General features: G+C 71.9%; 25 protein-coding genes, 1 pseudogene and 1 riboswitch. Of the genes and pseudogenes, 21 read left to right on the top strand and 5 right to left on the bottom strand.

Annotation, left to right across the window (positions count from 1 at the left end; all coding sequences use genetic code 11):
- Positions 1-97: 97 nt before the first annotated feature.
- From SM450_RS06020 to SM450_RS06005, 4 genes and pseudogenes are all read left to right on the top strand, one after another.
- Positions 98-1,411 (top strand): annotated as a pseudogene (locus SM450_RS06020) (M14 family metallopeptidase); the annotation flags it as partial.
- A gap of 124 nt (positions 1,412-1,535) precedes the next feature.
- A riboswitch (cobalamin riboswitch) is annotated at positions 1,536-1,632 on the top strand.
- Between the two features lie 105 nt (positions 1,633-1,737).
- Positions 1,738-2,670 (top strand): ABC transporter substrate-binding protein, encoded by a 933-nt coding sequence (locus SM450_RS06015; protein WP_474618664.1) that lies wholly within the window; start codon positions 1,738-1,740, stop codon positions 2,668-2,670.
- A gap of 2 nt (positions 2,671-2,672) precedes the next feature.
- A complete protein-coding gene (locus tag SM450_RS06010; RefSeq protein ID WP_474618663.1) occupies positions 2,673-3,824 on the top strand; it encodes a FecCD family ABC transporter permease in 1,152 nt (383 codons plus the stop codon).
- Positions 3,821-4,624 (top strand): ABC transporter ATP-binding protein, encoded by an 804-nt coding sequence (locus tag SM450_RS06005; protein ID WP_474618662.1) that lies wholly within the window; start codon positions 3,821-3,823, stop codon positions 4,622-4,624. The genes SM450_RS06010 and SM450_RS06005 overlap by 4 nt, the downstream gene beginning before the upstream one ends.
- Positions 4,625-4,709: 85 nt before the next feature.
- On the opposite strand, the gene SM450_RS06000 is transcribed toward SM450_RS06005, so the two are convergent.
- Positions 4,710-5,468 (bottom strand): VOC family protein, encoded by a 759-nt coding sequence (locus SM450_RS06000; protein ID WP_474618661.1) that lies wholly within the window; start codon positions 5,466-5,468, stop codon positions 4,710-4,712.
- Between the two features lie 311 nt (positions 5,469-5,779).
- Here SM450_RS06000 and SM450_RS05995 point away from each other — a divergent pair, with 311 nt between their 5' ends.
- The 4 genes from SM450_RS05995 to SM450_RS05980 are packed head-to-tail and all read left to right on the top strand — an operon-like array spanning position 5,780 to position 8,003.
- Positions 5,780-6,100: a type VII secretion target gene (locus SM450_RS05995; RefSeq protein WP_474618660.1), complete on the top strand. Its 321-nt coding sequence runs from the start codon at positions 5,780-5,782 to the stop codon at positions 6,098-6,100.
- Between the two features lie 9 nt (positions 6,101-6,109).
- Positions 6,110-7,036 carry a WXG100 family type VII secretion target gene (locus SM450_RS05990; RefSeq protein WP_474618659.1) on the top strand — a complete coding sequence of 309 codons (927 nt, stop codon included), beginning with the start codon at positions 6,110-6,112 and terminating at the stop codon, positions 7,034-7,036.
- A 9-nt stretch (positions 7,037-7,045) separates the two neighbouring features.
- Positions 7,046-7,399, top strand: coding sequence for a YbaB/EbfC family nucleoid-associated protein (locus SM450_RS05985; RefSeq protein WP_474618658.1), 354 nt, complete (start codon positions 7,046-7,048; stop codon positions 7,397-7,399).
- A 4-nt stretch (positions 7,400-7,403) separates the two neighbouring features.
- Complete coding sequence (locus tag SM450_RS05980; protein ID WP_474618657.1) at positions 7,404-8,003, top strand: hypothetical protein; 600 nt, start codon at positions 7,404-7,406, stop codon at positions 8,001-8,003.
- Between the two features lie 49 nt (positions 8,004-8,052).
- Here SM450_RS05980 and SM450_RS05975 read toward each other — a convergent pair whose 3' ends face one another.
- A complete protein-coding gene (locus SM450_RS05975; RefSeq protein WP_474618656.1) occupies positions 8,053-10,098 on the bottom strand; it encodes a HelD family protein in 2,046 nt (681 codons plus the stop codon).
- 217 nt (positions 10,099-10,315) lie between these two features.
- Here SM450_RS05975 and SM450_RS05970 point away from each other — a divergent pair, with 217 nt between their 5' ends.
- The 5 genes from SM450_RS05970 to SM450_RS05950 all read left to right on the top strand — a co-directional run bounded on the left by SM450_RS05970 (position 10,316) and on the right by SM450_RS05950 (position 13,906).
- The gene (locus SM450_RS05970; RefSeq protein ID WP_474618655.1) at positions 10,316-10,687 is read left to right on the top strand and encodes a type II toxin-antitoxin system RelE/ParE family toxin; all 372 of its coding nucleotides are present in this window, start codon (positions 10,316-10,318) and stop codon (positions 10,685-10,687) included.
- Positions 10,684-11,004, top strand: coding sequence for a helix-turn-helix domain-containing protein (locus SM450_RS05965; protein ID WP_474618654.1), 321 nt, complete (start codon positions 10,684-10,686; stop codon positions 11,002-11,004). Before SM450_RS05970 ends, SM450_RS05965 begins: the two co-directional genes overlap by 4 nt.
- Before the next feature lie 56 nt (positions 11,005-11,060).
- On the top strand, positions 11,061-11,642 hold the full coding sequence (locus SM450_RS05960; RefSeq protein ID WP_474618653.1) for an ArsR/SmtB family transcription factor: 582 nt from the start codon (positions 11,061-11,063) through the stop codon (positions 11,640-11,642).
- 43 nt (positions 11,643-11,685) lie between these two features.
- Positions 11,686-12,933 carry an MFS transporter gene (locus SM450_RS05955; RefSeq protein WP_474618652.1) on the top strand — a complete coding sequence of 416 codons (1,248 nt, stop codon included), beginning with the start codon at positions 11,686-11,688 and terminating at the stop codon, positions 12,931-12,933.
- Positions 12,934-13,054: 121 nt separating this feature from the next.
- A complete protein-coding gene (locus SM450_RS05950) occupies positions 13,055-13,906 on the top strand; it encodes a menaquinone biosynthetic enzyme MqnA/MqnD family protein (RefSeq protein ID WP_474618651.1) in 852 nt (283 codons plus the stop codon).
- A gap of 7 nt (positions 13,907-13,913) precedes the next feature.
- Here the strand turns inward: SM450_RS05950 and SM450_RS05945 are convergent, their stop codons facing one another.
- Together SM450_RS05945 and SM450_RS05940 are read right to left on the bottom strand one after the other, a co-directional pair.
- Complete coding sequence (locus SM450_RS05945) at positions 13,914-14,849, bottom strand: hypothetical protein (RefSeq protein ID WP_474618650.1); 936 nt, start codon at positions 14,847-14,849, stop codon at positions 13,914-13,916.
- Entirely contained in the window at positions 14,849-15,841 is a 993-nt protein-coding gene (locus tag SM450_RS05940; RefSeq protein WP_474618649.1) for a hypothetical protein, read from the bottom strand. The genes SM450_RS05945 and SM450_RS05940 overlap by 1 nt, the downstream gene beginning before the upstream one ends.
- 372 nt (positions 15,842-16,213) lie before the next feature.
- Here SM450_RS05940 and paaA point away from each other — a divergent pair, with 372 nt between their 5' ends.
- Genes paaA through paaE form a run of 5 tightly spaced genes read left to right on the top strand, consistent with a single transcriptional unit; the run spans position 16,214 to position 19,935 of the window.
- The gene (gene paaA / locus SM450_RS05935; protein ID WP_474618648.1) at positions 16,214-17,281 is read left to right on the top strand and encodes a 1,2-phenylacetyl-CoA epoxidase subunit PaaA; all 1,068 of its coding nucleotides are present in this window, start codon (positions 16,214-16,216) and stop codon (positions 17,279-17,281) included.
- A complete protein-coding gene (gene paaB, locus SM450_RS05930; protein WP_474618647.1) occupies positions 17,278-17,622 on the top strand; it encodes a 1,2-phenylacetyl-CoA epoxidase subunit PaaB in 345 nt (114 codons plus the stop codon). Before paaA ends, paaB begins: the two co-directional genes overlap by 4 nt.
- The gene (paaC, locus tag SM450_RS05925; protein WP_474618646.1) at positions 17,619-18,341 is read left to right on the top strand and encodes a 1,2-phenylacetyl-CoA epoxidase subunit PaaC; all 723 of its coding nucleotides are present in this window, start codon (positions 17,619-17,621) and stop codon (positions 18,339-18,341) included. The genes paaB and paaC overlap by 4 nt, the downstream gene beginning before the upstream one ends.
- Positions 18,338-18,814 (top strand): 1,2-phenylacetyl-CoA epoxidase subunit PaaD, encoded by a 477-nt coding sequence (paaD, locus tag SM450_RS05920; protein WP_474618645.1) that lies wholly within the window; start codon positions 18,338-18,340, stop codon positions 18,812-18,814. Before paaC ends, paaD begins: the two co-directional genes overlap by 4 nt.
- On the top strand, positions 18,811-19,935 hold the full coding sequence (gene paaE, locus SM450_RS05915) for a 1,2-phenylacetyl-CoA epoxidase subunit PaaE (protein WP_474618644.1): 1,125 nt from the start codon (positions 18,811-18,813) through the stop codon (positions 19,933-19,935). Before paaD ends, paaE begins: the two co-directional genes overlap by 4 nt.
- On the opposite strand, the gene SM450_RS05910 is transcribed toward paaE, so the two are convergent.
- On the bottom strand, positions 19,923-20,324 hold the full coding sequence (locus tag SM450_RS05910; RefSeq protein WP_474618643.1) for a hypothetical protein: 402 nt from the start codon (positions 20,322-20,324) through the stop codon (positions 19,923-19,925). The genes paaE and SM450_RS05910 overlap by 13 nt on opposite strands.
- Before the next feature lie 141 nt (positions 20,325-20,465).
- Between SM450_RS05910 and SM450_RS05905 the strand changes: the two genes are divergently transcribed.
- The 3 genes from SM450_RS05905 to SM450_RS05895 all read left to right on the top strand — a co-directional run bounded on the left by SM450_RS05905 (position 20,466) and on the right by SM450_RS05895 (position 23,973).
- Positions 20,466-21,314: a helix-turn-helix domain-containing protein gene (locus SM450_RS05905; protein WP_474618642.1), complete on the top strand. Its 849-nt coding sequence runs from the start codon at positions 20,466-20,468 to the stop codon at positions 21,312-21,314.
- A gap of 7 nt (positions 21,315-21,321) precedes the next feature.
- Positions 21,322-21,516: a DUF397 domain-containing protein gene (locus SM450_RS05900; RefSeq protein WP_474618641.1), complete on the top strand. Its 195-nt coding sequence runs from the start codon at positions 21,322-21,324 to the stop codon at positions 21,514-21,516.
- Positions 21,517-22,164: 648 nt separating this feature from the next.
- The gene (locus SM450_RS05895) at positions 22,165-23,973 is read left to right on the top strand and encodes an FG-GAP-like repeat-containing protein (RefSeq protein WP_474618640.1); all 1,809 of its coding nucleotides are present in this window, start codon (positions 22,165-22,167) and stop codon (positions 23,971-23,973) included.
- Positions 23,974-24,044 lie beyond the last annotated feature (71 nt).

Below are 24,044 nucleotides of genomic sequence, written 5' to 3'. Positions count from 1 at the left end.
CGGGATGGATCTAGATAGAGATGAATATTGATATGACCATGTAACTGCTGGTGAAGTGTGCGGACAACGGGACTCCCGTACCCCGAGGAGGTTGTCGATGGCCTTCCACGCGCTTCCGCTCCGCCGCCGGCTGGCGCTCGTCGCCGCCGTCGGCCTGACCCTCGTCACCGCCGCCGCCGGACCGGCAGCCGCCCGCCCGGCCCCGGAACGGACCGGTGAGCAGCCGGCCGCCGTCGCCTACCGGGTGCTCGGCCCACGGACCGTCGCCGACCGCACCGCGGTCGCCCGCACCGGTGCCGCGATCGACTACTCCGAACACGGTGTGCTGCACGTCACGGCGACCACCACCGAGGCCGCCGCGATCACCCGGCTCGGCTTCCGGCTGGAGAAAGAGGTCACCCCGGCCCCCGCCGGCGGCGCGACCACGTACGCCTTCCCGCCCGCCGACTCGAACTACCACGACTACGCCGAGCTGACCACCGTGGTGAACAAGGTGGTCGCCGACCACCCGACGATCGCCCGCAAGCTCAGCATCGGTACGTCCTACCAGGGCCGGGACCTGATGGCGGTGAAGATCTCCGACAACGTCGGCACCGACGAGAACGAGCCGGAGATCCTGTTCAACGCGCAGCAGCACGCCCGCGAGCACCTGACCGTCGAGATGGCGATCTACCTGCTCGACCTCTTCACCGACAACTACGGCAGCGACTCCCGGATCACCAACATCGTCAACTCCCGGGAGATCTGGATCGTGCCCACCGTCAACCCCGACGGCAGCGAGTACGACATCGCCACCGGCTCCTACCGCTCCTGGCGCAAGAACCGGCAACCCAACAGCGGCTCCTCGTACGTCGGCACCGACCTGAACCGCAACTGGGGCTACCAGTGGGGCTGCTGCGGCGGCTCGTCCAGCACGAAGTCGTCGGAGACCTACCGCGGCCCGTCCGCCTTCTCCGCCCCGGAGACCACCGCGCTGCGCAACTTCGTCAACAGCCGGGTCGTCGGCGGGGTGCAGCAGATCAAAGCGAACATCGACTTCCACACCTATTCCCAGCTGGTGCTCTGGCCGTACGGCTACACGTACAGCAACACCGCCACCGGGATGACCGCCGACCAGTACAACACCTTCGCCACCATCGGCCAGCAGATGGCCGCGACGAACGGCTACACGCCGGAACAGTCGAGCGACCTCTACATCGCCGACGGCACAAGCATCGACTGGATGTGGGGCAGCCACAAGATCTGGGCGTACACCTTCGAGATGTACCCCGGCTCGGCCTCCGGCGGCGGCTTCTACCCGCCCGACGAGGTGATCCCGGCGCAGACCGCGCGCAACCGGGACGCCGTGCTGATGCTGTCCGAGTACGCCGACTGCCCGTACCGGGCGATCGGCAAGCAGAGCCAGTACTGCTAGACCTCACCACCTGAGGTGGGGACCCCGGTTCCACCCCCGCCGGGGTCCCCACCCACCCCCTCCCGTCCGGGCGATCTCCGCTGGTCATGCGCTACCGTGGCACCGACCGTGCGACAGCGAAGCCGGTGCGAAACCGGCGCTGTCCCGCAACTGTGATGCCCCGTACGCGCGGCGTCGGCCCTCCACCGCCGACGCCGACGAACGTGGGACGAGCCAGGTCGCCTGTGGCCCGGTCGCGACACGCGCCTTCGAGGAAGGGCGCCTCGCGGACGGGTCCTCCACCTGTCGGCGAAGCACCACGCTCCTCGACCGACAGGAGGACCATGACCCGACGTACCCCTCAGCTCTTCGCCGCCGCGCTCGCGGCCGGCGCGGTGCTGCTCGCCGGCTGTGCCGAGAAGACCTCGACCGACACCCCCGCCGCCGGCGCGTCCGGCGGCGCCTTCCCCGTCAGCGTCGGCAACCTGACGCTGGAGAAGCGGCCCGAGAAGATCGTCTCGCTGTCGCCGACCTCGACCGAGATGCTCTTCGCCATCGGCGCCGGCAAGCAGGTCACCGCCGTCGACGACCAGTCGAACCACCCGGCCGAAGCGCCGAAGACCGACCTCTCCGGCTACCAGCCGAACGCCGAGGCGATCGCGGCGAAGAGCCCCGACCTGGTGGTGCTCGCGAACGACACCAACAAGATCGTCAGTCAGCTCGTGGCGCTCAAGATCCCGGTCCTGCTCGCGCCGGCCGCGACCACGCTCGACGACACCTACCGGCAGCTCACCGACCTGGGCAAGCTCACCGGCCACCCGGCCGAGGCGGACGCCGTGACGCGGAAGATGAAGGACGACATCACCGCGCTCACCAAGGACCTGCCCAAGCGCGCCGAGAAGCTGACCTACTACCACGAGCTGGGCCCGGAGCTGTACAGCGCGACGAGCAAGACCTTCATCGGCACCATCTACGCGCTCGCGGGGCTTACGAACATCGCCGACCCGGCCGACGCCGGCGGCAAGAGCGGCGGCTACCCGCAGCTCTCCCAGGAGGTCATCGTCAAGGCCAACCCCGACTTCGTCTTCCTGGCCGACACCAAGTGCTGCCAGCAGAGCGCGGACACGGTCAAGGCGCGCAGCGGCTGGGGCGGCGTCACCGCGGTGAAGAACAACCAGATCGTGGCGCTCGACGACGACATCGCCTCCCGCTGGGGTCCGCGCGTCGTCGACCTGCTCCGGACGATCGTCGACGCCACCGCCAAGGTCCCGGCCTGACCGTGGCCGTACGACCGGTGGACCCCGTGCCGGCCGGGACGCCCGATGGGCCCCGGCCGGCCGGCCGGCTTCCCCGCCCACGTCGCGCAGCCCGGGCCGACGTCCCGGCCCGGCCGACCGGGCTGCGCAAACGCTGGCTGCTCGCCGGCCTGGTGGCGGTGCTTGTCGCGCTTGTGGCCGGCGTCTCGTTCGGCCCGGTCAGCCTGCCGCCCGGCAGCGTCGCCGCCGAACTGCTCAACCTGCTGCCCGGGGTGCACCTGGACAGCGGGCTCACCGAGCGGGAGATCGCCATCGTCACCGAGCTGCGGCTGCCCCGGGTCGTGCTCGGCCTCCTCGTCGGCGCGCTGCTCGCCCTGGCCGGCGGCTGCTACCAGGGCGTCTTCCGCAACCCGCTGGCCGACCCGTACCTGCTCGGGGTGGCCGCCGGAGCCGGGTTCGCGGTCACCGTGGCGATCGTGCTCGGCGCCGGGGCCGGCGGGGCGCTGACCGGGCTGCCGGTCACCATCCCGCTCGCCGCGTTCGTCGGCTCGCTCGGCGCGGTCGCGATGACGTACCTGCTCGGCGTCGCCGGCGGGCGGGACCGCTCCCCGGCCGTGCTGATCCTGGCCGGGGTGGCGGTCTCGGCGTTCTTCTCCGCCGGGCAGACCTACCTGCTGCAACAGCACTCCGACAACATCCAGCAGGTCTACTCCTGGCTGCTCGGCCGGCTGGCCACCGCCGGTTGGCACGACGTGTGGCTGGTCCTGCCCTACTTCGTGTTCACCGCCGTGGTGGTGCTGGCACACCGGCGCGAGCTGGACGTGCTCTCGGTCGGCGACGACGAGGCCACAAGCCTCGGGCTGCATCCGCAGCGCTCCCGCTACCTGCTGATCGTCGCCGCCTCGCTTGGCACCGCCGCCGCGGTCTCCGCGTCCGGCCTGATCGGCTTCGTCGGCATCATCGTGCCGCACACCGTACGGCTGCTCGCCGGCGCCAGCCACCGGGTGATCCTGCCGCTGTCGATGCTCTTCGGCGGCGCGTTCCTGGCATTGACCGACGTGGTCGCCCGGACCGCCGCCGCCCCCGCCGAGATCCCGATCGGCGTGGTCACCGCGCTCCTCGGCGGCCCGTTCTTCGTCCTGATCCTGCGCACCTCCCGCCGGGTCGGCCAATGAGCACGAGGAGTGAGCCGGGTTTGCGAGCCGCGGCGCTTGAGGTCCGGGACCTGCGGATCGAGCTGGGTGGCACCCCGGTCCTGGCCGGGGTCGACCTGACCGTCGCGGTCGGCGAGTGGGTCACCGTCATCGGGCCGAACGGCGCCGGCAAGTCGACCCTGCTGCGCGCCGTCGGCGGCCTGCTGCCCGCGCCGGACGCCGTCACCCTCTTCGGTACGCCGATCCGCGCGCTGCGCCGCCGCGACCGGGCCCGGGTGGTGGCCACCGTGACGCAGTCCCCGGTGGTGCCGGCCGGCATGGCGGTCTTCGACTACGTCCTGCTGGGGCGTACCCCGTACATGCCGCCGCTGGGCCGGGAGTCCGCCGCCGACCTGGCCGCCGTGCACGAGGTGCTGGACCGACTCGACCTGGGCGGGTTCGGCCGCCGCGAGCTGGCCACGCTCTCCGGCGGGGAGCGGCAGCGGGTGTTCCTGGCCCGGGCGCTGGCCCAGGGCGCCACGCTGCTGCTGCTCGACGAGCCGACGAGCGCGCTCGACATCGGGCACCAGCAGGAGGTGCTGGACCTGGTCGACCAGCTCCGCCGCGAGCACGACCTGACCGTGCTCGCCACCATGCACGACCTCTCCATCGCCGGCGAGTACGCCGACCGCCTGGTGCTGCTCGCCGACGGCCGGGTGGCCGCCGCCGGCCCACCGTCGGAGGTGCTCACCGAGCAGCTCCTGGCCCGCCACTACCGCGCCCACGTCCGGGTGATCCCCGGCCCTCACGGCCCCCACGTGGTCCCCCTCCGCCGGAGGTGAAAGGAGGGGCCCCCTTTTAACAGGTGGTGTTAAGAGGGTCCCCCTCCTCTACCGAATGCGTTAAAAGGGGCCCCCGCCTTACACGTCAGCGGAGGGTGGAGATGGAGAAGAGTGCGCCCTGGGGGTCGCGCAGGGCGGCGGCGCGGCCGGCCGGATTGTCCCGGGGCGGGACGAGGATGGTGCCGCCAAGCTCGGCGGCCCGAGCCGCGGTCGCGTCGGTGTCCTGCACCGCGAAGTAGACCGTCCAGTACGCCGGCAGGTCCGCGGGCAGGGGCTCGGCCGGCGGCAGCATGCCGGCGACGATGCGGGCGCCGCAGCGCCACCCGACGTAGGGGATCGGCCCGGCCGGTCGTTCCTCGGCATGCCAGCCGAAGACCAGCGCGTAGAACTCCCTGGCCCCGTCCGGGTCCGGGGTGACCAGCTCGTTCCAGCACATCGCGCCTGGTGCGTTGAACAGTTCGGCGCCGCGCATCGCCATCGGTTGCCATACGCTGAACACCGCGCCGGCCGGGTCGGCGAGCACCGCCATCCGCCCCTGCCCGCTGACGTCGAACGGCGACACCAGCACCTGCCCGCCGGCGGCCTCCACCCGGATGGCGACCAGGTCGGCGTCGTCGGTCGCCACGTACGTCGACCAGATCGGCACCTGGTCCGGCGTGGCCGGTGGGCCTGCGCCGGCGACGGCCTTGCCGTCCTTGAGGAACACGGTGTAGCCCTCCGCGTCCGGCACGGTGGAGATCCGCCCGGTCCAGCCGAACAACTGCGGATAGAACCGTCTCGCGTCCTCCAGGCCGGGCGTGGCCAGGTCGGTCCAGCAGGGTGTGCCGGGCTCGACGCCGTTCACGGTGACCCCTCTCGCCGGGAGCGGCCCTGCTGGCCCGCCCTGCCGGCATCGTGGCACCGCAGGCTCGGCTGCCGGGCCGGAACGGGACAAAAGGTCGGTCCTCGTCCCGCCGGTGGGCCCGACCGGCGACCAGGGCCAGCACCTCGCCGCAGCGGTGGGTGACCTGGTCGGCGCGGGCCAGGATCATGGTGGGCGGGGCGTGCATCCTGCCGGCGGCACCCGCACCGCCCCCTGTGGAGGGGTGTGCATCACCTAGTCTGGGGGCGCCGTCGACGGCGGCGATATTTCCGACCGGACACTGGGGAGGGTCCGTGACCAGTCCGAGCAGGAATCTCGACGTCCAGCCGGAGGCGTTGACGGCGTTCGCCGCCGCCTCCCGGGACCGGGCCACCCGGTTCCGTGAGCTGCACCGGGCGTTCCGCGACGGGCACGTGGCCCGGCACTCCTTCGGCGTGATGCCCGCGTCGTTCAGCCTCGCCGCTGCGTACGCGGAGCAGTTCGAGGCATGCCTGCAAGGGCTGGAGGAGGGCGCCGAGGTGATGGCCGACATCGCCGAGGGGCTTGCCGACACCGCCGACGCCTACACCGGCACGGACGTGGCAACCACCGACATGTTCACGCCGGGCGCCTGAGGGGGCGGGATGAGCACCGAGGCGCTTCAGCGCAACAAGACCTACTTCGAGCAGATCGTGTCCGGCACGCCCGACCCGTTCAAGCCGCTCTCCAACGCCGTGTTGTGGCCGTTCGAGCAGTTGCTGGAGCTGGTCGCCGGTGAGCCGGACGACCTGATGCAGGCCGCCCAGCTCGCGCTTACCACAGGCGAGGCCGTGCGGCAGATCGCCGGCGACCAGGTCGCCGACCGGGCCCGGCTGCGTGGCGCCTGGGACGGCGACGCGGCGGAGAAGTTCCACGCCTCGATGGAGTCCGTCGAGGAGGCGGTCGAGGAGCTGGCCAAGGGGCTGGACGGCACCAAGGAGGTGCTTGTCGACGCCGCGAACGCGGCGGTCGAGGCGTTCAACCTGCTGGTCGAGCTGATCCTGGAGTTCCTGCTCTGGTTCCTGACCGAGGTGATCATCGCGGCGGTGGCGGCGGCGCTCAGCGCCGGCGTGACGCTCGCCGCGACAGTGGTGCGGGTGTTGGCGCGGCTGGCCACCACGGTCGGCCGCATGGTCAAGATTGTGGCCCGGTTCGCGGAGATCCTCACCAAGCTTGTCACCAAGCTGGAGAAGGTCGCCGAGCTGCTCACCCGCTACCGCAAGCTGGTGATGGAGCTGCGTAAGGCCAAGAAGGCGTACAAGGCGTGGAACAAGTCCGGCTACACGAAGGAGGCGTTCGCGTTCAAGATGAAACGCGCCGCCATCCTGTTCCCGGGCAAGTTCGCCATCAACCAGGCGTCTCCGGTGAACATCCCGGGCATCGGCGGGGCCCTGCTCGACACCGGGGTGGGCCTGTACGACGTCTCCGACGGTCACAAGGACCGCAACTACCTGGTGGACGGCACCTACCGCGAGGATCTGGGCCCGTACACCAAGGGCGTGCAGAACGTGTTCGACTCGATCGTGAACTGAGAGGCAGCCATGACGTTCCCGGCCCTGGACCGGATCGAGGCGCTGGCCCGCAACCTGGACGGGTGGCAGCGTGAGCTCGGCGCGCGGATGGCCGAGCTGGAGCAGAGCAGCGCCGAGGGCGCGAGCGACTCCGGCCTGGTCACCGTCGTGGCCGCCGCCGACGGCCGGATCCTCTCCGCCGACATCAACGCGCGGGCGATGCGGTTCGACTCCTACACGCTTGCCGAGGAGTTCACCGCCGCGGCGAACCGGGCGCAGGAGGCCGCCGCCACCCGGGTGCGGGAGATCGTCGGCGAGGTGATGGGCACCGCCCCGGCCGCGGAGCGCCGCGCCGACGACGGCTACGGCCACGACCGATACTGAGCCGATGGACGAGACCAGATACCGCGAGGCGATCGGCCGGCTCGTCGAGCCGGGTGAGCGCGTGCTGGCCCAGGCCAAGGCGGACGTCGGCGGCGGTCTCACCCCGCCACCGCCGCCCGAGCCGTCGCCGACCGCCGCGCCGGGCCGGCGGACTGTCGGATCGGTGCTGCTCAACGTGCTCCTGCCGCTTGCCACCTGGGACCGCGGCGACCGCCTGGTCGACCTGGTCGGCTGGGGGATCGCCGGCCGTGGCGCTCCCGGTTCGGCCGCGTCCCGGCTGCACCGGGCCATCAATCCGCCCCGGCCGGACGGCGCGGTCCGGGAAACCCTGTTGGCGGCCACCGACCGGCGGCTGCTGGTCTGCCGCACCGGCCCGGTCAAGCTTCTCGCCGGGCGGGAGGACGAGGAGCGGGCGCTGACCGCGACCGAGGTGGTCTGGTCGGCGGCGCGGGCCGAGGTCGCCTCCGCCCGGGTGGGCTGGCACCGACTCAACCCCAAGCGCCTGCGGTTCGACTTCGCCGACGGCTCCTGGCTCGCCTTCACCGTCCCGATCGCCGAGTCGGGCGCCCCACTGCGGGCGATCGCCGCCGCCCTCGCCGGCTGAGCGGCGTCGGTCTCGCCGTGCCTGACGGCTCGTCGACCGCACCGGCGGGTCAGCCGGCCAGCGGCGCGGGCAGCGGCTCCCGGTGCAGCACCGCCAGCCCGGAGACCGCACGGGTCAACGCCACGTAGAGGCGGTTCAGGCCACGCGGCTCGGCGGCCACGATCGCGGCCGGCTCGACGACCACCACATGGTCGTACTCCAGGCCCTTGACAAGCGTCGCCGGGACCACCGTGACGCGCGCCGCGGCCTCGACGTCGTCGGCGGTCGCGGTCTCGACGCCCGCCCCGGCGAGGGCCGCGCGGAGCCGGTCCACCATGTCGTCGGCCGCGATCACACCGACCGAGCCGTCGTGCGCCAGCGCCGCCCGCACCTCGGCCACCGTCGCGGCCGTCAGGTCCTCGGCGGTACGCACGTCGAGCGCGCCGTCGTTCCGCAGTGACCGGGCCGGGGGTACGTCGACGGCGAGTACGGGCAGCAGCCGGTTGGCGAACGCCACCACGGCGGCGGGCACCCGGAAGCCGACGCTCAGCGGCACCACCGCGGCGTCCGGCTTGCCCAGGTGGGCCAGGGACTCCCGCCAGTCGGTCGCGGCCCAGGGCGCGGTGCCCTGGGCCAGGTCGCCGAGGAGCGTGATCGAGCCGTGCTCGCTGCGGCGGGCGATGGCCCGGCACTGCATCGGGGAGAGGTCCTGTGCCTCGTCGACCACCACGTGGCCGAAGCCGGCGGGCCGTTCCAGCAGCCCGGCCACCTCGTCGAGGAGCACCGCGTCGGCGGCGGTCCACCGGGTCGCCTTCGCGGTGCGTCCGACCTTGCCGGCACGGAACAGGTCCTGCTCCTCGGCGGTGAGCAGCCCCTCGGCGGCGGCGGTGAGCGCATCGGCGTCGATGCGCAGCCGGTGCAGCAGGCCGTCCGGGGTGAGGGCCGGCCATACGGCGTCGAGCAGGTCGGTGACCGGTTTGCTGCGGCTCATCCGGCGCAGCCAGGCGTCCGAGGGCGACTCGGCCCGGCGGGCCTCGGCCTGGCGTTGCAGCAGCCCCACCAGCCGGGCCCGGACCCGCTCCCGGCCGGTGGCGTACGGTAGGCCCTCCGCGCGGGTCTCGGTGACCAGGCGGTGCAGCGGGTCGAGCCCGATCCGCCAGCGGAACGAGCCGTCCGACACCATGATCGGCTCGGTCGGCGTACCGATGTGGGCCTCGACGGCGCGGCGTAGCACCTCGGCCATCCGGATGTCGTGCTTGAGCGCGGCGGCGGCCGGCTCGTCGACCGCGCGGACCGGCACCCGGGCGACCAGGTCCTCGACGGTGGCCTGCTCGACCTCGACCTCGCCGAGCGCGGGCAGCACGGCCGCGATGTAGGACAGGAACGCCCGGTTCGGCCCGACGATCAGCACGCCGGAGCGGCGCAGCCGCTCCCGGTGCAGGTAGAGCAGGTACGCGGCGCGGTGCAGCCCGACCGCCGTCTTGCCGGTGCCCGGTGCGCCCTGGACGCAGATCGAGTCGGCCAGGTCGGCCCGGACCAGCTCGTCCTGCTCGGGCTGAATGGTGGCGACGATGTCCCGCATCGGGCCGACGCGGGGGCGCTCGATCTCGGCGGTGAGGATCCGGCTGGCCGTGCCGAGTTCCTCGCCCCGGTCGAGGTGCTCGTCCTCGAAGCTGGTCAGGACGCCGCTGTTGAACCCGAACCGGCGGCGCACCGCGACGCCCTGCGGGTCGCGGGCGCTGGCCCGGTAGAACGACCGGGAGACCGGGGCCCGCCAGTCCAGCACCAGCGGCTCGCCCCGCTCGTCGGTGACGTGCCGCCGCCCGACGTGGTAGTCCCGCCCGGCGTGGTCCGGGTCGTCCGGCCCGAAGTCCAGCCGGCCGAAGAAGAGCGGTGTGGTCGGGTCGTCGGCCAGCTCCTTGACCCGCCGGGCCATGTGCCGGCCGAGCTGCTCGGCGGTGTACGCGTCGCCGGCCACCTTGTCGCCGGTGGCGAAGAGCGACTCGGCGCGCTCCCGCATCCGGCGCAGCGCGGCCCGGGAGGTGTCCAGGTGGGTGCGCTCGGCGACCAGTTCGGCGTCGAGGGTGGTGGCGGGTTCGAGTTCTGTTGCGGGCACTGTGAACTCCCAAGGCTCAACATGATGCTCGCTCGCGTGTCCGGGGCGGTTGGCCTGCTCCCGGCGCGGGGACGTCCGCTGCGGTGCATGCTCACCGCGGCCGTCGGGCGGTCAACCACTATACGGAGGCGCCGATCGGCGCCGCCACCGAATTAACTTGGCGCGTCGCCTGGAAGGGTACCGAACTTAACAATATTCTTAAGTCGGAGGTGGGTGGATGGACTGGGAGATCCTGATGACGGGGCAGGTCGAGGAGTTCCTTGAGGATCTCTACGCTGTCGATCGTGAGTCGCATCGTCTCGTCAACCAAGCCATCCTGGTGCTGGAGCGCAACGGGCCCGCCGAAGGGAGACCCCTGGTCGACAGCATCTCGGCCTCTCGTCTCAGCAACCTGAAGGAGTTGAGACCCCCGTCCGCGGGGCGTACGGAGATTAGGCTCCTCTTCGTCTTCGATCCATGGCGATCGGCGGTCCTTCTGGTGGCCGGCGACAAGTCCGGCCAGTGGAAGCGGTGGTATCGGGAAGCGATACCTGAGGCGGAGCAGCTCTACGAGACGTACCTCAAGGAACGGCAGGAGGAGGGCCGATGAGCGGGGTGAAGCGTTGGCGCGACACCACACACTTGGAGCGCGCGGTGGACACGGCCGGCGGCGAGCGTGCGTTCGAGGCTGAGGTCGGCGAGATGCTCGACCATGCTCGCGGTTGGCGTCTCGCCGAGTTGCGTAAGCGCCGCGAGATGACCCAGGAGCAGGTCGCGTCACGGATGGGCGTGTCGGTGGCCCGGGTGTCGCAGATTGAGGGGGGCAACGTGGCGACCCAGGAAGTGTTGGCGCGCTACATCGCGGCGCTCGGCGGCACGCTCAAGGTGATCGCGGACTTCGGCGACGAGCAACTCAAGGTGGCCTGAGCCGCCACGGCGCCGCCTCGGGTGTCAGTCGCCGGTCGACGCGGGATCATGGGGGCATGACCGAGGCGCGTCCCGAACAGCACCGGGTGACGATCACTGATCCGCAGGTGATGCGGGCGCTCGCCCATCCCGCCCGGATGGCGATCATGGAACATCTCAGCGCGGGAGAGAGTGGCGCGACCGCCACCGAGTGCGCCGAGATCGCCGGCCTCTCGCCGAGCGCGACCAGCTACCACCTGCGCGAGCTGGCGAAGTTCGGTCTGGTGCGGCAGGCGGCGGGTCGGGGTGACGCGCGGGAGCGGGTGTGGGAGGCGGTGAACCCGTCGTACTCCGTCGAGGCGGGGCCGGACGCCGACCCGGAGACGCACGCCGCCGAGGCGGCGCTTGTGGAGGCGCACCTGGTCCGGGACGCGCAGCGGGTCCGGGACTGGCTGCGCCGCGTGCCGGACGAGGCGCCGGAATGGTACGAGGCGACGTGGTTCAGCGACAGCGTGCTGCTGCTGACCGCCGAGGAGTTGGCCGAGCTGAACGAGGCGGTCCGGGCGCTGACGTCGCCGTACCGGCAGCGGAACCGGACGGACCCGCCGGCCGGGGCGCGGAAGGTGGCGGTGCAGTACCGGGCGATGCCGATCGACTGAGGCGGGGTTGCGCGACCCAGGTGTGAAGGATTATTTTCGAAGTATGTCCTTCACATCTGGGTCGTCGCGCTGGGCGGACGTCTGGTTCGCCACCACCGCCCGGGGCATCTCCAGTTGCGGAGACTTCCTCGCCGCCACCGCTCTGACCCTCGCGCTCCAGTCCGCCGGGGCCGGTGGCCTCGCCGTCTCCGGGCTGCTGCTCGCCGCGACACTGCCGCTTGTCGCGCTCGCCCCGCTCACCGGCCGCCTCGCCGACCGGGTGGACAGCCGCGTCCTGCTGGTCACCGCCGGCCTCGTCCAGGCCGCGATCTGCGTGGCTCTGGCGTACGCGAAGGATCCGGTCCTGGTCGTCGCGCTCGTGGCGCTGCTCGCGACCGGGCTCGCGGTCACCCAGCCGGTGCTCGCGGCGCTGGTGCCGGTGATGGTCCGGGCCGAGGACCTGCCCCGGGCCGGCGCGCTCAACCAGACCGCCGGCACCCTGGGCGCGCTCGCCGGGCCCGCGCTGGCCGGGCTGCTCGTCGGGCATTTCGGCACCCGGGTGCCGCTGCTCGTCGACGCGGTCAGCTACCTGGCGTTGGTGGTGGCCGCGCTGCTCATCCGTACCCGCCGGGGTGGCCGTGGGTTGGCGGCCGGCGGCGTCGCAGCGGCCACGCCCGGGTGGCGGTTGCGGCGCGACCCGCTGCTGCTGGTCATGGTCGGCAGCGTGGCCGCGGTGGTCGGCGCGGTCGGGGCGATCAACGTGATCGAGGTCTTCTTCATCCGGGAGACCCTGGACAGCTCCACCACCGTGTACGGCCTGGTCACCGGCTCCTGGACGCTCGGCATCGTGCTCGGCGCCTGGCTGTTCGCCCGGGTCGCCCGCCGGCTCGCCGACGACGGCGCGCTGCTCGGGGCCGGGCTGGTGCTGCTCGGCGGCTGCTGCCTGGCGGTGCTCGCCTCGGCGGCGGTGCCGTCGGCGTGGCTGCTGGTGCCGATCTGGCTGCTGGGTGGCGTGGGCAACGGCGGCAACAACGTCTTCGACCAGTTGCTGCTTGCCCGTCGGGTGCCGGAGGTAGCCCGGGGGCGGGCGTTCGCGGCCTTCGGCGCGGCGGTGCAGGGCGCCGGGATGGGCGGCTACCTGGTCGGCGGACTGCTGCTGGAGGTGGCCGAGCCCCGACCGCTGGTCGCCGGCTGTGGGGTGGTCGGCCTGCTTGTGGTGGCGGCGCTGGCCTGGCCCGTCCGCCGCGCGGTACGCGCCGAGCGCGCCGCCGCCACCCCCGCCGCCGTGCCGCTGGTGCGGGTGAGTAGTTAAGCGGGGGCCCCTCCTCTACCGAATGCGTTAATAAGGGCCCCCTCCTTGCATCCGGTGCGGGATGGACCACTTCCGCCCGGCCCGTGGGGCGGCGTGGGGGTGGCGGGGATACGGTCGGGTCATGGCCGACCGCATCGCCCGTCCCCGCGTAGGGCACATCCAGTTCCTCAACTGCCTGCCCATCTACTGGGGCCTGATGCGATCCGGCGCGCTGCTCGACGTCGACCTGCACAAGGACTCGCCGGACCGGCTGAGCGCCGACCTGGTCCGCGGTGACCTCGACATCGGCCCGATCACGCTCGTGGAGTTCCTGAAGCACGCCGACGAGCTGCTGCTCCTGCCCGACCTCGCGGTCGGCAGCGACGGCCCGGTGCTCTCGGTCAACATGGTCTCGACCCGGCCGCTGGCCGAGCTGGACGGCGCGAAGGTCGCGCTTGGTTCCACCTCGCGCACCGGGGTGCTGCTGGCCGAGCTGCTGCTCGCCGAGCGGTACGGGGTACGCCCGGAATACTTCCGCTGCCCGCCGGACCTGACCCAGATGCTGCTGGAGGCCGACGCCGGGGTGCTGATCGGCGACGTGGCGTTGCGCGCGCTCTACGAGGCGCCCGGCAAGGGCCTCGCGGTGACCGACCTCGGGCAGGCCTGGCACGACTGGACCGGGTTGCCGATGGTGTTCGCCGTCTGGGCGGTACGCCGGGACTTCGCCGCCGCCCACCCGGGGCTGGTGAAGGAGGTGCACGAGGCGTTCCTGCGCTCGCGTGACCTGTGCCTGGCCGAGCTGGACCAGGTGGCCGAGGCGACGGCCCGCTGGGAGCCGTTCGACGCGGCCACCCTGGCCACCTATTTCCGCACACTCGACTTCTCGCTCGGTGAGCGGCAGGTGGCCGGGCTGCGCGAGTTCGCCCGCCGGGCGGCGGCGTACGGGGAGGTGCCGGCCCTGCCGTCGGACGGACCGGCGTTCTTCCAGGGCTGAGCGTGGATCAGTTCGCCGGGCGCAGCAACGCCTCGGTGATCTGCTCGCAGGCCTTCATGCCGTAGTCCCAACTGCCGACGCTGAACGGGCTGCGGACCATCACGCCCATCGTCCAGGTGTCGCCGACGGCCAGGCAGTTGACGTGGTATTCCTTTTCCTTCTGCCGGTCGATCCAGCCGTTCTTGATGGCGATCTTCTTCTGCTCGGCGGCCGGGAACGCCTTGCGGATGCCGAAGTCGCCGACGCCGCGGACCAGGCGCATCTCGTTGAGCAGCCACTTCGTCCACTTCGGGCCGGCGGCCCGGCCGTCGTCGATGCAGCGGCCGAGCCGTGCGGTGTCGCGCGGCGACAGCAGCGTCCGGCTCCAGCCGCCGTCGGCGGCGACCTTGCTGTCGGTCAGCTCGCAGATCGAGATCAGCCGCTTGATCGAGGCCGCGCTGCCGACGCTCTCGTAGAACTGCTGGGCGCGGGTGTTGTCGCTGTCGCGGATGATCCGCGTGGCGTCGGCGAGCTTCGCGTCGCTCGGTGTCTTGCCGGCCTCGGCGCTGCGGCGCAGGTAGTCGGCGACCACCCAGGACTTGATCAGGGACGCGGTGGTGCTGGTCTCACCCATGTTCTTCGAGCCGATGATCTTCCCGGTGCGCTTGTCCAGCACCGACCAGGCGTACCAGCCCTTGAGGTTGAGGGAGTCGAGGTTTTTCGCCTCGAACGGCAGCGGCTCCAGCGACGGCGACGGCGCGGGTCGGGGCCGGGCGTTGCGATCGGTGGGCTGCGTGGTGGACCGTTCGCCGGCCGGGTCGGGATGGGACGCGGCGGTCGTTCGCAGCGGTGAGCCGGGGACCAGCCGGAGTGAGAGGACAAGCAGGCCGACCAGGGCCACGGCCACCGCGGTGAACGCCAGCGGGCGGTGATGGCTGCCGGGCCGTCGTCGGGCGCCTGCCATCAGAGCTTTCCGATCGGCTGCTGCGGCACCTTGAGCGCGGCGCCGGGCTGCGGGGTGACGAGCTGCGTGGCGACGCTCGCACACATCTCCGACCCGTACCACAGGCCGACGGCGCCCGGATAGCGCATCATCACCGCGAGGGTCCACGTGTCGGTGACCGCCAGGCAGTTGACGTGCCAGTTGCCGTCGTAGGCGAGCCGGGTCCAGCCGTTCTTGATGCTCACCGGGCCCTGGGCCTTGATCGAGGCCGGCAGGCCGTCGATGATGCCCCACTTGCCGCCGCCGGACTTCGCCTGCTGGTTCTTGATGCTGCCCCGGACGTTGGCCATCTCGTTGAGGACCCACTTCGTCCACTTCGGGCCGGCGGCCTTGCCGTCGGCGATGCAGTCGCCGAGCCGGACCGCGTCCCGGGGGGACATCTCGGTGAAGCTCCACCAACCCAGGTACGCGGGCACGGTGCCGGCCTTGGTGTCGGTCAGGCCGCAGATCTTGACGGCCCGCTGGAGCACCGGGTTCAGCTTGTTGCCCGGCTGCTTCTGGTAGGAGCCGCCGGCCGCCCGGTAGACCCTGTTCGCGCCGTCGTCGTTGCTGTCCCGGATGGCCACGCTCGCCGCCTTCTTGAGTTCGGCGGTGGGCTCCTTGTCGCCGAGCTGGCGCAGGTAGTCGGAGACGATCCAGGTCTTGAGCATCGACTCGGTCGAGCTGGTCTTGCTCATGTTCTTCGCGCCGGTGATGGCACCGGTCGTGCGGTCCATCAGGGCCCAGGAGAAGAAGTCGCCCCGGAAATCCACCGAGACCGGGGCGTTGGCGAGTGTCGGGGGCGGCGGCGCGCTCGGGGCGGGCGCGGGCACCTGTTCGGTGCCGCCGCCGGCGCCACCGGGGCTGCTCAGGCCGGCTCCGTCGGAGAGCTTCGCGTATGCGGCGGGCACCAGCATGCCGCCGCCGACGAGGATCGCCACGACGGCGAGCACCAAAGTCACGCGAGGTCGCATGAGTGGGTGGACTCCAGATGTATGGCCGGGGGGACCGGCGCTTGCGCATGTCTTCGGGCCCGATCACCACAAGGCCGGGGGACGGTGGCCTGGGCGGTGGCGATCAACGGCAGCCGATCGGTGTGCCGGGGGAAGTCTACTTCCGGACTGGCCATCCGTCAGATCCCGACACTCGGCGACTCGCCGGGTGAGCGGGATATTGAACCACTATGCCGCTCTTGGGGGCTTTCATCTTTGACAAGTGGTCGAGGTCACAGCCGTTTTCCCAGCTCAGACGGGTTCACAGTGGGCGTCTGGTCGGTCACGCAAGGTGGCTCCGGAATCCTGTTACACCCTCTGGTGTCATCAGTCGCGAGCTGTAACACTGGATTCATGTATGGCAACGACTTCGCCCCGCCCGAGGACGCTCCGGGTGGTGGCCTGCTCGGCGAGGTGGAAGCCGCGGAGGCGGCGCTGCGTGAGGCGGCGGCGCGGGCCCGGCGGGGCGGTCCGGTGCCGGACCAGGACTTCGAGGCCTACTTCGCCGACGTCATCGACGCCGATCAGAAGATCGAACCCCGGGACTGGATGCCGGAGGCGTACCGGAAGACGCTGATCCGGCAGATCGCCCAGCACGCCCACTCCGAGATCATCGGCATGCAGCCGGAGGGGAACTGGATCAGCCGGGCCCCCTCCCTCAAGCGCAAGGCCATCCTGCTGGCCAAGGTGCAGGACGAGGCCGGCCACGGCCTCTATCTCTACGCGGCGGCCGAGACGCTCGGCATCACCCGGGACGAGCTTGTGGAACTGCTGCTCAACGGCCGGCAGAAATACAGCTCGATCTTCAACTACCCGACCCTGACCTGGGCCGACGTCGGCGCCATCGGCTGGCTTGTGGACGGGGCGGCGATCGTCAACCAGGTGCCGCTGTGCCGCTGCTCCTACGGCCCGTACGCCCGGGCCATGATCCGGGTCTGCAAGGAGGAGTCGTTCCACCAGCGCCAGGGCTACGAGATCCTGCACACGCTCGCACACGGCACCCCCGGCCAGAAGGCGATGGCCCAGGACGCGATCGACCGCTGGTGGTATCCGTCGCTTGCCATGTTCGGCCCGCCGGACGGCGACTCCACGCACAGCGCGCAGTCCATGGCCTGGAAGATCAAGCGCTTCTCCAACGACGAGCTGCGCCAGCGTTTCGTCGACATGTGCGTCGGCCAGGCGGAGGTGCTCGGCCTGACCATCCCCGACCCGGACCTGCGCTGGAACGACGAGCGCCAGGCGTACGACTACACCCAGCCCGACTACGCCGAGCTGATGCGCGTGATCAAGGGCGACGGCCCGTGCAACCGGGAGCGGATGGCGCATCGCCAGCGGGCCCACGCCGACGGTGCCTGGGTGCGGGAGGCCGCTACCGCGTACGCCGCGAAGCGGGCGGAGCGGAAGGAGGCGGTGGCGGCATGAGCGAACGCACCGAGCGGAGCGAGGGCCGTGAGGGCATGCCCGGCCAGCGCGGCATGAGCGGGCAGTCCTCACCCCTGTGGGAGGTTTTCGTGCGGGCCCGGCGCGGCCTGTCCCACACCCACGTCGGCAGCCTGCACGCCGCCGACGCCGAGCTGGCGCTGCGCAACGCCCGCGACCTCTACACCCGCCGCCAGGAGGGGGTCTCCATCTGGGTGGTGCCGGCCGGCGCGATCACCGCGTCCAGCCCGGACGAGAAGGACGCCTTCTTCGACCCGGCGGCCGACAAGGTCTACCGCCACCCGACGTTCTACGAGGTGCCGGACGGGGTGGCCCACCTATGACACTGTTCGACTTCACGCTCGGCCTCGGGGACGACGCGTTGATCGCGGCGCAGCGGCTCGGTGAGTGGGCCACCCGCGCGCCGGAGATGGAGGAGGACGTCGCGCTCGCCAACATCGCCCTCGACCAGCTCGGCGCGGCCCGGCTGCTGCTCACGTACGCGGGCGAGCTGGAGGGCGCCGGTCGCGACGAGGACGCCCTGGCCTATCTCCGCGACGACCGGGAGTTCCGCAACTGCCTGCTTGTCGAGCTGCCCAACGGCGACTTCGGCATGACCGTGGCGAAGCTGTTCCTCCTCGCCGCCTGGCAGGTGCCGCTCTACACCGCGCTTGCGGGCTGCGCCGACGACCGGCTCGCGGCGGTCGGCGCGAAGGCGCGCAAGGAGTCGGCCTACCACCTGGACCACGCCTCGCTCTGGGTGAGGCGGCTCGGCGACGGCACCGACGAGTCGCACCGCCGCATGCAGGACGCGGTCGACCAGGTGTGGCCGTACGTCCACGAGCTGTTCGTGGCGGACCCGACCGCGCCGGTCGACCCGGCCACCCTGCGGGCCGACTTCGACACCACCGTGGCCGCCGTGCTGGACGAGGCCACGCTCACCCGTCCGGAGACGGGTTGGGCGCCGGGCGGCGGTCGGGACGGCCTGCACACCGAGCACCTTTCCTACCTGCTGGCCGAGATGCAGGTGCTGCACCGCGCCCACCCCGGAGCGCTCTGGTGAATGATCCGAGGGATGCCGTGGCGGCGGTGGTGGACCCGGAGATCCGGGTGATCACCATCGACGAGCTGGGCATCCTGCGCGCGGTGGAGGAAGAGCCGGACACCGGCCGGGTCGTCGTCACCATCACCCCCACGTACACCGGCTGCCCGGCCATGGACGTGATCCGCGCGGACATCCGCCGCGCACTCGCCGCCGCCGGGCATCCGGACGCCGAGGTCCGCACGGTCTACGCGCCGGCCTGGAGCACCGACTGGATCTCCGCGCCGGGCCGGGCCAAGCTGGCCGCCGCCGGCATCGCCCCACCCGCCCCGCGCGGCGGCGACAGGGCGGTGCCGCTGACCCTGGCGGTCCGCTGCCCGCACTGCGGATCCCCGGAGACCACGCAGGTCAGCCGGTTCGGGTCGACCGCCTGCAAGGCGCTGTGGCGCTGCCGCTCCTGCTCCGAACCCTTCGACCACCTGAAGGCGCTGTGACTGTCACCATCACCCGACCGGTCCGCCGCCGGCCGGTCTTCCACCCGCTTCCCGTCGCCGCCGTCGACCGGCTCACCGACGACTCGGTGTCGATCACCTTCGCGGTGCCCGACGAGCTGCGCGAGACGTTCACGTTCTCCGCCGGGCAGCACCTCACGGTCCGCCGCCCGGCCGTCGCGGACGATCCGGAGCAGGGGGAGGCGCGGCGGTCGTACTCGATCTGCTCCACCCCGGACGAGCTGGCCCGGCACGGCCGGTTGCGGATCGGGGTGCGCGAGGTTCCGGGCGGGGCCTTCTCCGCGTACGCCTGCGGCGCGCTGCGCGACGGCGACACCGTCGAGGTGCTGCCGCCGCTGGGGCAGTTCACCTCCGCGTTCACCCCGGGCCGGGTCAGACGGTACGGCGCGGTGGTGGCCGGCTCCGGCATCACGCCGGTGCTCGGGCTGGCCGCGACCGCGCTTGCGGTCGAGCCCGACAGCACCTTCACCCTGGTGTACGGCAACCGCACGGCGAACACGGTCATGTTCGCCGAGGAGTTGGCCGACCTGAAGGACCGCTATCCGAGCCGACTCCACCTGGTGCACGTGTTGTCCCGCGAGATGGGTGAGTCGGCGCTGCTCTCCGGGCGGATCGACGCCGACCGGCTGACCGGGCTGCTCGACACCGTCGTTCCCGGTGACGAGATCGAGGAGTGGTTCCTCTGCGGCCCGTACGGGATGGTGGTGGACGCCAAGGCGGTGCTTGCCGGGCGCGGGGTGCCGGACGCGGCGGTGCACACCGAACTGTTCCACGTGGACGCCCCGCCGGAGCCGGTACGCCGGCCCACCGCCGACGCCGGCGAGGCCGGTGCCGAGGTGACGATCGTGCTGGACGGGCGTTCGTCGAGCTTCACCATGGGCCGGGACGAGCGGGTGCTTGACGCGGCGCTGCGGGTGCGGGGCGAGCTGCCGTACGCGTGCAAGGGTGGGGTCTGCTCCACCTGCCGGGCGCGGGTCACCTCCGGTGCGGTGACGATGGCGCGCAACTATGCGCTGGAGCCGGACGAGGTGGCCGCCGGATACGTGTTGACCTGCCAGTCCAGCCCGACCACCGACACGCTGACGGTCGACTACGACGCATAGCCCGATGGGCTCGCGCCGGCGGCCTCTCGTTCGTGCCGCACGTGGGCGGTCCAGTAGGTGAGGTCGGAGTGGTGCTCGGTGAGGGTGACTCGCTCACCGCAAGCTTCCTCGATCATCTTGACCGCGTCGTCGAGGTGCGCCGGTTGGTGGTCCCAGTCGTCGTCCAGGAACAGGTGCAGCCCGACCTCGCCCCGGTCGTCGCCGAGCGCCTCGGCCGCCTCCGGCGACACCAGCACGACTGTGTATCGGGCCGCCTCGCGCTCCGCCTCGGTGAGTGACGGCCGATCGGCACGCCGGTGCCGGCCGAACCTGTCGATCACGGACGGGATCGGGCCGGGCGAGTCCGCCGGGTCGTGTGGCCGGAGCCAGGTGGGCTGGCAGGTCTGCATCGAGACTCCCAAGAGGCCAGGTGCGACGGTGTGTCGCAACGTTGCTTGCCATGGTTGCCTTCCGATGGGCGGAGAGTCAATACTCAACGCCACGACACGTGTCGTCAGCGTGACGAGCGACGGTCGAGTGGAAGGTGCGGCATGGCGAAGGCGAATCTGCCCACTGTGGTCGGGCGCGGGCTCGGCGGAGAGCTGCGCGAACTGCGGAGGGCGCGAGGGCTCGCGCTGCGACGGGTGGCGATCCGGCTGGACTGGCAGCCGTCCAAGCTGTCCCGGATGGAGACCGGCGTCCAGGGCATCCAGGCCGCCGATGTCGCGTCCCTGCTGGTGATCTATGGCGTCACCGGGGAGGAACGCCGACGCTTGCTCTCGATGGCCGAACGCTCGGCCGAAACCGGATGGTGGGAGGCGATCGGCGGGCTGTCCGACGAGTCGCGCACGCTGATCCGGCTGGAGGCCGAGGCGGCCGGCATCGTGAACTGGGAGCCGCTGCTGGTGCCGGGCCTGTTGCAGACGCCGGACTACGCCCAGGCGGTGATGGTCGGCTGCGGAGTGCCGCCCGACGAGGCGCAGGGGCGGGTGGCCGCCCGGCTGGGCCGGCAGGCGATCCTGAGCGGCGCCACCCCGCCCGCACTGCACGCGCTGCTCGACGAGGCCGTGCTGCGCCGGGCGATCGGCGGTCCCCAGGTGATGGCCCGCCAGCTCCGGCATCTGATCGAGGCGGCCGAGCGGCCGGCGGTCACGCTGCGGGTGGTGCCGTTGGCGGACGGCGCGCACACGGGCCTGGACGGCTCGTTCGCGCTCTTCGACTTCCCGCGCAACCGGTCGGTGGTCTATCTCGACCACAAGCTGACCGGGTTGTTCCTGGAGGAGGCCGCGCAGGTGGCGCACTTCCGGCGGGAGGCGGATAGGCTGACCGATGCGGCTTTGAGCCCCGTCGATTCGATGGCGCTCGTCGCGCGGTATGCGGCGGAGCACGAGCGAGAGTGAGCCGAGGATGACCACCCCTGAGCTGTCCGGCGCGACCTGGCGCAAGTCCACCCGCAGCGGCTCCAACGCCAACTGCGTGGAGGTCGCGACGGTTGCGCGGGCGGTCGGCGTACGCGATTCGAAGGACCCGGCCGGTCCGGTGCTCGCCTTCGACCGGATGGCCTGGGCCGCCTTCGTCGCCGGCCCGCCGAACCGCCCCTGACGCCCGAACCCGCGACGTTCCACCCGCAGCACTGCTCCCAATTAGCGGGCAAGCCATCCCGTATGTCGGGAGCAGGAGGGATCTTGGAAGCAAAGGGCCCCTCCAGGGGCCATTCCCTTCCAAGATCTCGGCCGACGGCGTCGATCAAGGAGTTGTGGCACCCCCAATATCGGGGCAATTTCGGCATTCAAGGCACCGCAGGTCCATGATCGACGAAGCGGTCGAACCCGGCCGCGCCTCTCCGCCCACCAAGCACCGGCGATCATGAAGTTGGCTGCGAAGTCGATCTCCTGGAGTGCTGCCAACTTCATGATCGCCGCCGGATGTCGAGCCGATGCGGGCGTGGTGCGGGTCAGGTTCGGCGTGGCGCGCGCGGCCATCCGAGCTGCGCTGCCTCGGTTGTTCTGAGCCGCGTCGTGCCGGCCCGCACCCACAGCCCGGCACGGCGGCTCCACGGGGGACAGTGGAGCAAGAGTCGATCCTCTATATTGCCAACCGTCACCGCCCGTTGCCGGAGCGTCGCGTTCGTCGCGCGCCCTGGCGGCGGGCGTTTCGCGCATCGGGCAAGTGGTTCGCCCGGAGCGCCACATCGGACGGGGGATCAGCATGACGGGACATCATCGGCGACGACAGCGCCGCCGTGCACTGTTGGCCGGGGTCGTGACGCTGGCCGGCGCCGGGCTGGTCGCGGGCGCACCGGCGCGGGCCGTGAGCGGCGGCACGCCGGTCACCGACCCGGCGTACGCGTTCGCGGCCAAGGTGGTCTTCGGCGACGTGCACGGCTGCTCGGGGGCGCTTGTGGCGCCGCAGTGGGTGCTCACCACCCGGTCCTGCGTGACCGACGGCGCGTCGGCCCCGGCGACCGGTGCGCCGAGCCGGCCGACCACGGTGACCGTGGGCCGCCTCGACCTGGCCGCCACCGGGGGTCACGTCCGGCGGGTCTCCTGGGTGGTTCCCCACCCCGGCCGGAACGTGGCGCTGCTGCGGCTGGCCGTCCCGGCGGTCGGAGTCGCCCCGGTGGCGCTCGGCACCGCCGCTCCGGCGCAGGGTGAGCAGTTCCAGGCGCTCGGCTTCGGCCGGACGGCCACCGAGTGGGCGCCCGACAAGCTGCACGGGGTGGGCGTGACTGCGGCGGCGGTGACCGCCACCGCTGTCGACATCACCAACCCGGACAGCGGTGGCCCGACGACCTGCAAGGGTGACGCCGGTGGGCCGACCGTCCGGGTGGCCGCAGGTGTTCCGCAACTGGTCGCCCTGCACGACACGTCCTGGCAGGGCGGCTGCCTGGCCGAGACGCAGACGCGCCGCGACGCGGTCGAGGTGCGCACCGACGACCTGGCCACCTGGATCCGGGCGAACAGCGTCTCCACCTGCAACGCGGGCGGCGGCACGGTGGTGCCGGGGGATCAGCCGAGCCTGGCGATCCTGGGCGACTGGACCGGCGACTGCCGCGCCGACGTGCTCGCGCAGACGGCCGACAACCGGCTGCGTCTCTACCCGTCGAGCGGCGACCTGTCGGGCACGGCGCCGTTGTTCCCCGGGCCGTACCCGTACGTCGGCACGAACTGGTCGGCGTCGAACCGCCCCCGGGTGCTTGTCGGCGACTTCAACGGTGACGGTCGCTCCGACCTCATCGGGGGGACGTCCGACGGCACGCTCACCGGGTGGGCGTCGACAGGTGACGTCTCCGCCGACGGCCGGCTCTTCCCCACCGCGGTCAAGGTCGGCACCGCCTTCACGACCGGGTCGATCCCGCGCCTCTACGTCGGTGACTTCGACGGGGACGGGCGGACCGACCTGCTCGGCCAACTGCTCAACGGCACGCTGAAGGTGTGGGTCTCCAGCGGCGACCTCTCCGCCGACGCCCGCCTGTTCTCGGCGCCGGCGCGGGTGGTCGGCGACGGTTTCACCACGTCGGCGGTGCCGCGGATCCTGACCGGTGACTTCGACGGCGACGGCCGCACGGACCTGATCGCCCAGTACGCGGACGGCAGCATGAAGGGCTTCCCGTCCAGCGGCGACCTTTCCGCCGACGGGAAGCTGTTCCCGTCGACCGCGCAGGCGAAGGTGGTCGGCAGCGGCTGGAAGAGCAGTTCGATCCCGCGCGTCCTGGTCGGGGACGTGGACGGCGACACCATCGCCGACCTGGTGGCCCAGTTGGCCGACGGCACGCTGCGGGTCTACCGCTCGTCAGGTGACCTGACCGGCAGCGCCCTGATGTTCCCGGGCCCGTACCTGAGCGTGGGCACGAACTGGGCGGCGGGGAACCGGCCCCGGATCCTGGTCGGTGACCTCTCCGGGGACGGCCGGACCGACCTGGTCGGGCAGCAGGCGGACGGGAAGCTGCTCGGCTTCCGGGCCACCGGTGACCTCTCCGCCGACTTCAAGCTCTACCTCACGAGCGAGAACCCGGTCGGAACCGGCTGGGGAGCGACGTCGATCCCGCGCATCTTCTAGGACGGCTCGATGGGCGGCGGCACCGTCCCGGTCACCCGGGGCGGGGCCGCCGGCATCCGGGGTGACCTGCG

The sequence above is a fragment of the Micromonospora marincola genome (genome assembly GCF_056150385.1).
Note: the sequence above shows the minus strand (reverse complement) of the source record. Positions and strands in the feature narration are given on the sequence as shown.

Excerpts from the sequence above, each read along its gene's own strand:
- SM450_RS06015 (WP_474618664.1), top strand. The coding sequence starts at position 1,738 with ATGACCCGACGTACCCCTCAGCTCTTCGCCGCCGCGCTCGCGGCCGGC.
- SM450_RS06005 (WP_474618662.1), top strand. The coding sequence starts at position 3,821 with ATGAGCACGAGGAGTGAGCCGGGTTTGCGAGCCGCGGCGCTTGAGGTC.
- SM450_RS05990 (WP_474618659.1), top strand. The coding sequence starts at position 6,110 with ATGAGCACCGAGGCGCTTCAGCGCAACAAGACCTACTTCGAGCAGATC.
- SM450_RS05985 (WP_474618658.1), top strand. The coding sequence starts at position 7,046 with ATGACGTTCCCGGCCCTGGACCGGATCGAGGCGCTGGCCCGCAACCTG.
- SM450_RS05980 (WP_474618657.1), top strand. The coding sequence starts at position 7,404 with ATGGACGAGACCAGATACCGCGAGGCGATCGGCCGGCTCGTCGAGCCG.
- SM450_RS05970 (WP_474618655.1), top strand. The coding sequence starts at position 10,316 with ATGGACTGGGAGATCCTGATGACGGGGCAGGTCGAGGAGTTCCTTGAG.
- SM450_RS05965 (WP_474618654.1), top strand. The coding sequence starts at position 10,684 with ATGAGCGGGGTGAAGCGTTGGCGCGACACCACACACTTGGAGCGCGCG.
- SM450_RS05960 (WP_474618653.1), top strand. The coding sequence starts at position 11,061 with ATGACCGAGGCGCGTCCCGAACAGCACCGGGTGACGATCACTGATCCG.
- SM450_RS05955 (WP_474618652.1), top strand. The coding sequence starts at position 11,686 with ATGTCCTTCACATCTGGGTCGTCGCGCTGGGCGGACGTCTGGTTCGCC.
- SM450_RS05950 (WP_474618651.1), top strand. The coding sequence starts at position 13,055 with ATGGCCGACCGCATCGCCCGTCCCCGCGTAGGGCACATCCAGTTCCTC.
- SM450_RS05945 (WP_474618650.1), bottom strand. The coding sequence starts at position 14,849 with ATGGCAGGCGCCCGACGACGGCCCGGCAGCCATCACCGCCCGCTGGCG.
- SM450_RS05940 (WP_474618649.1), bottom strand. The coding sequence starts at position 15,841 with ATGCGACCTCGCGTGACTTTGGTGCTCGCCGTCGTGGCGATCCTCGTC.
- paaA (WP_474618648.1), top strand. The coding sequence starts at position 16,214 with ATGTATGGCAACGACTTCGCCCCGCCCGAGGACGCTCCGGGTGGTGGC.
- paaB (WP_474618647.1), top strand. The coding sequence starts at position 17,278 with ATGAGCGAACGCACCGAGCGGAGCGAGGGCCGTGAGGGCATGCCCGGC.
- paaC (WP_474618646.1), top strand. The coding sequence starts at position 17,619 with ATGACACTGTTCGACTTCACGCTCGGCCTCGGGGACGACGCGTTGATC.
- SM450_RS05910 (WP_474618643.1), bottom strand. The coding sequence starts at position 20,324 with ATGCAGACCTGCCAGCCCACCTGGCTCCGGCCACACGACCCGGCGGAC.
- SM450_RS05905 (WP_474618642.1), top strand. The coding sequence starts at position 20,466 with ATGGCGAAGGCGAATCTGCCCACTGTGGTCGGGCGCGGGCTCGGCGGA.
- SM450_RS05900 (WP_474618641.1), top strand. The coding sequence starts at position 21,322 with ATGACCACCCCTGAGCTGTCCGGCGCGACCTGGCGCAAGTCCACCCGC.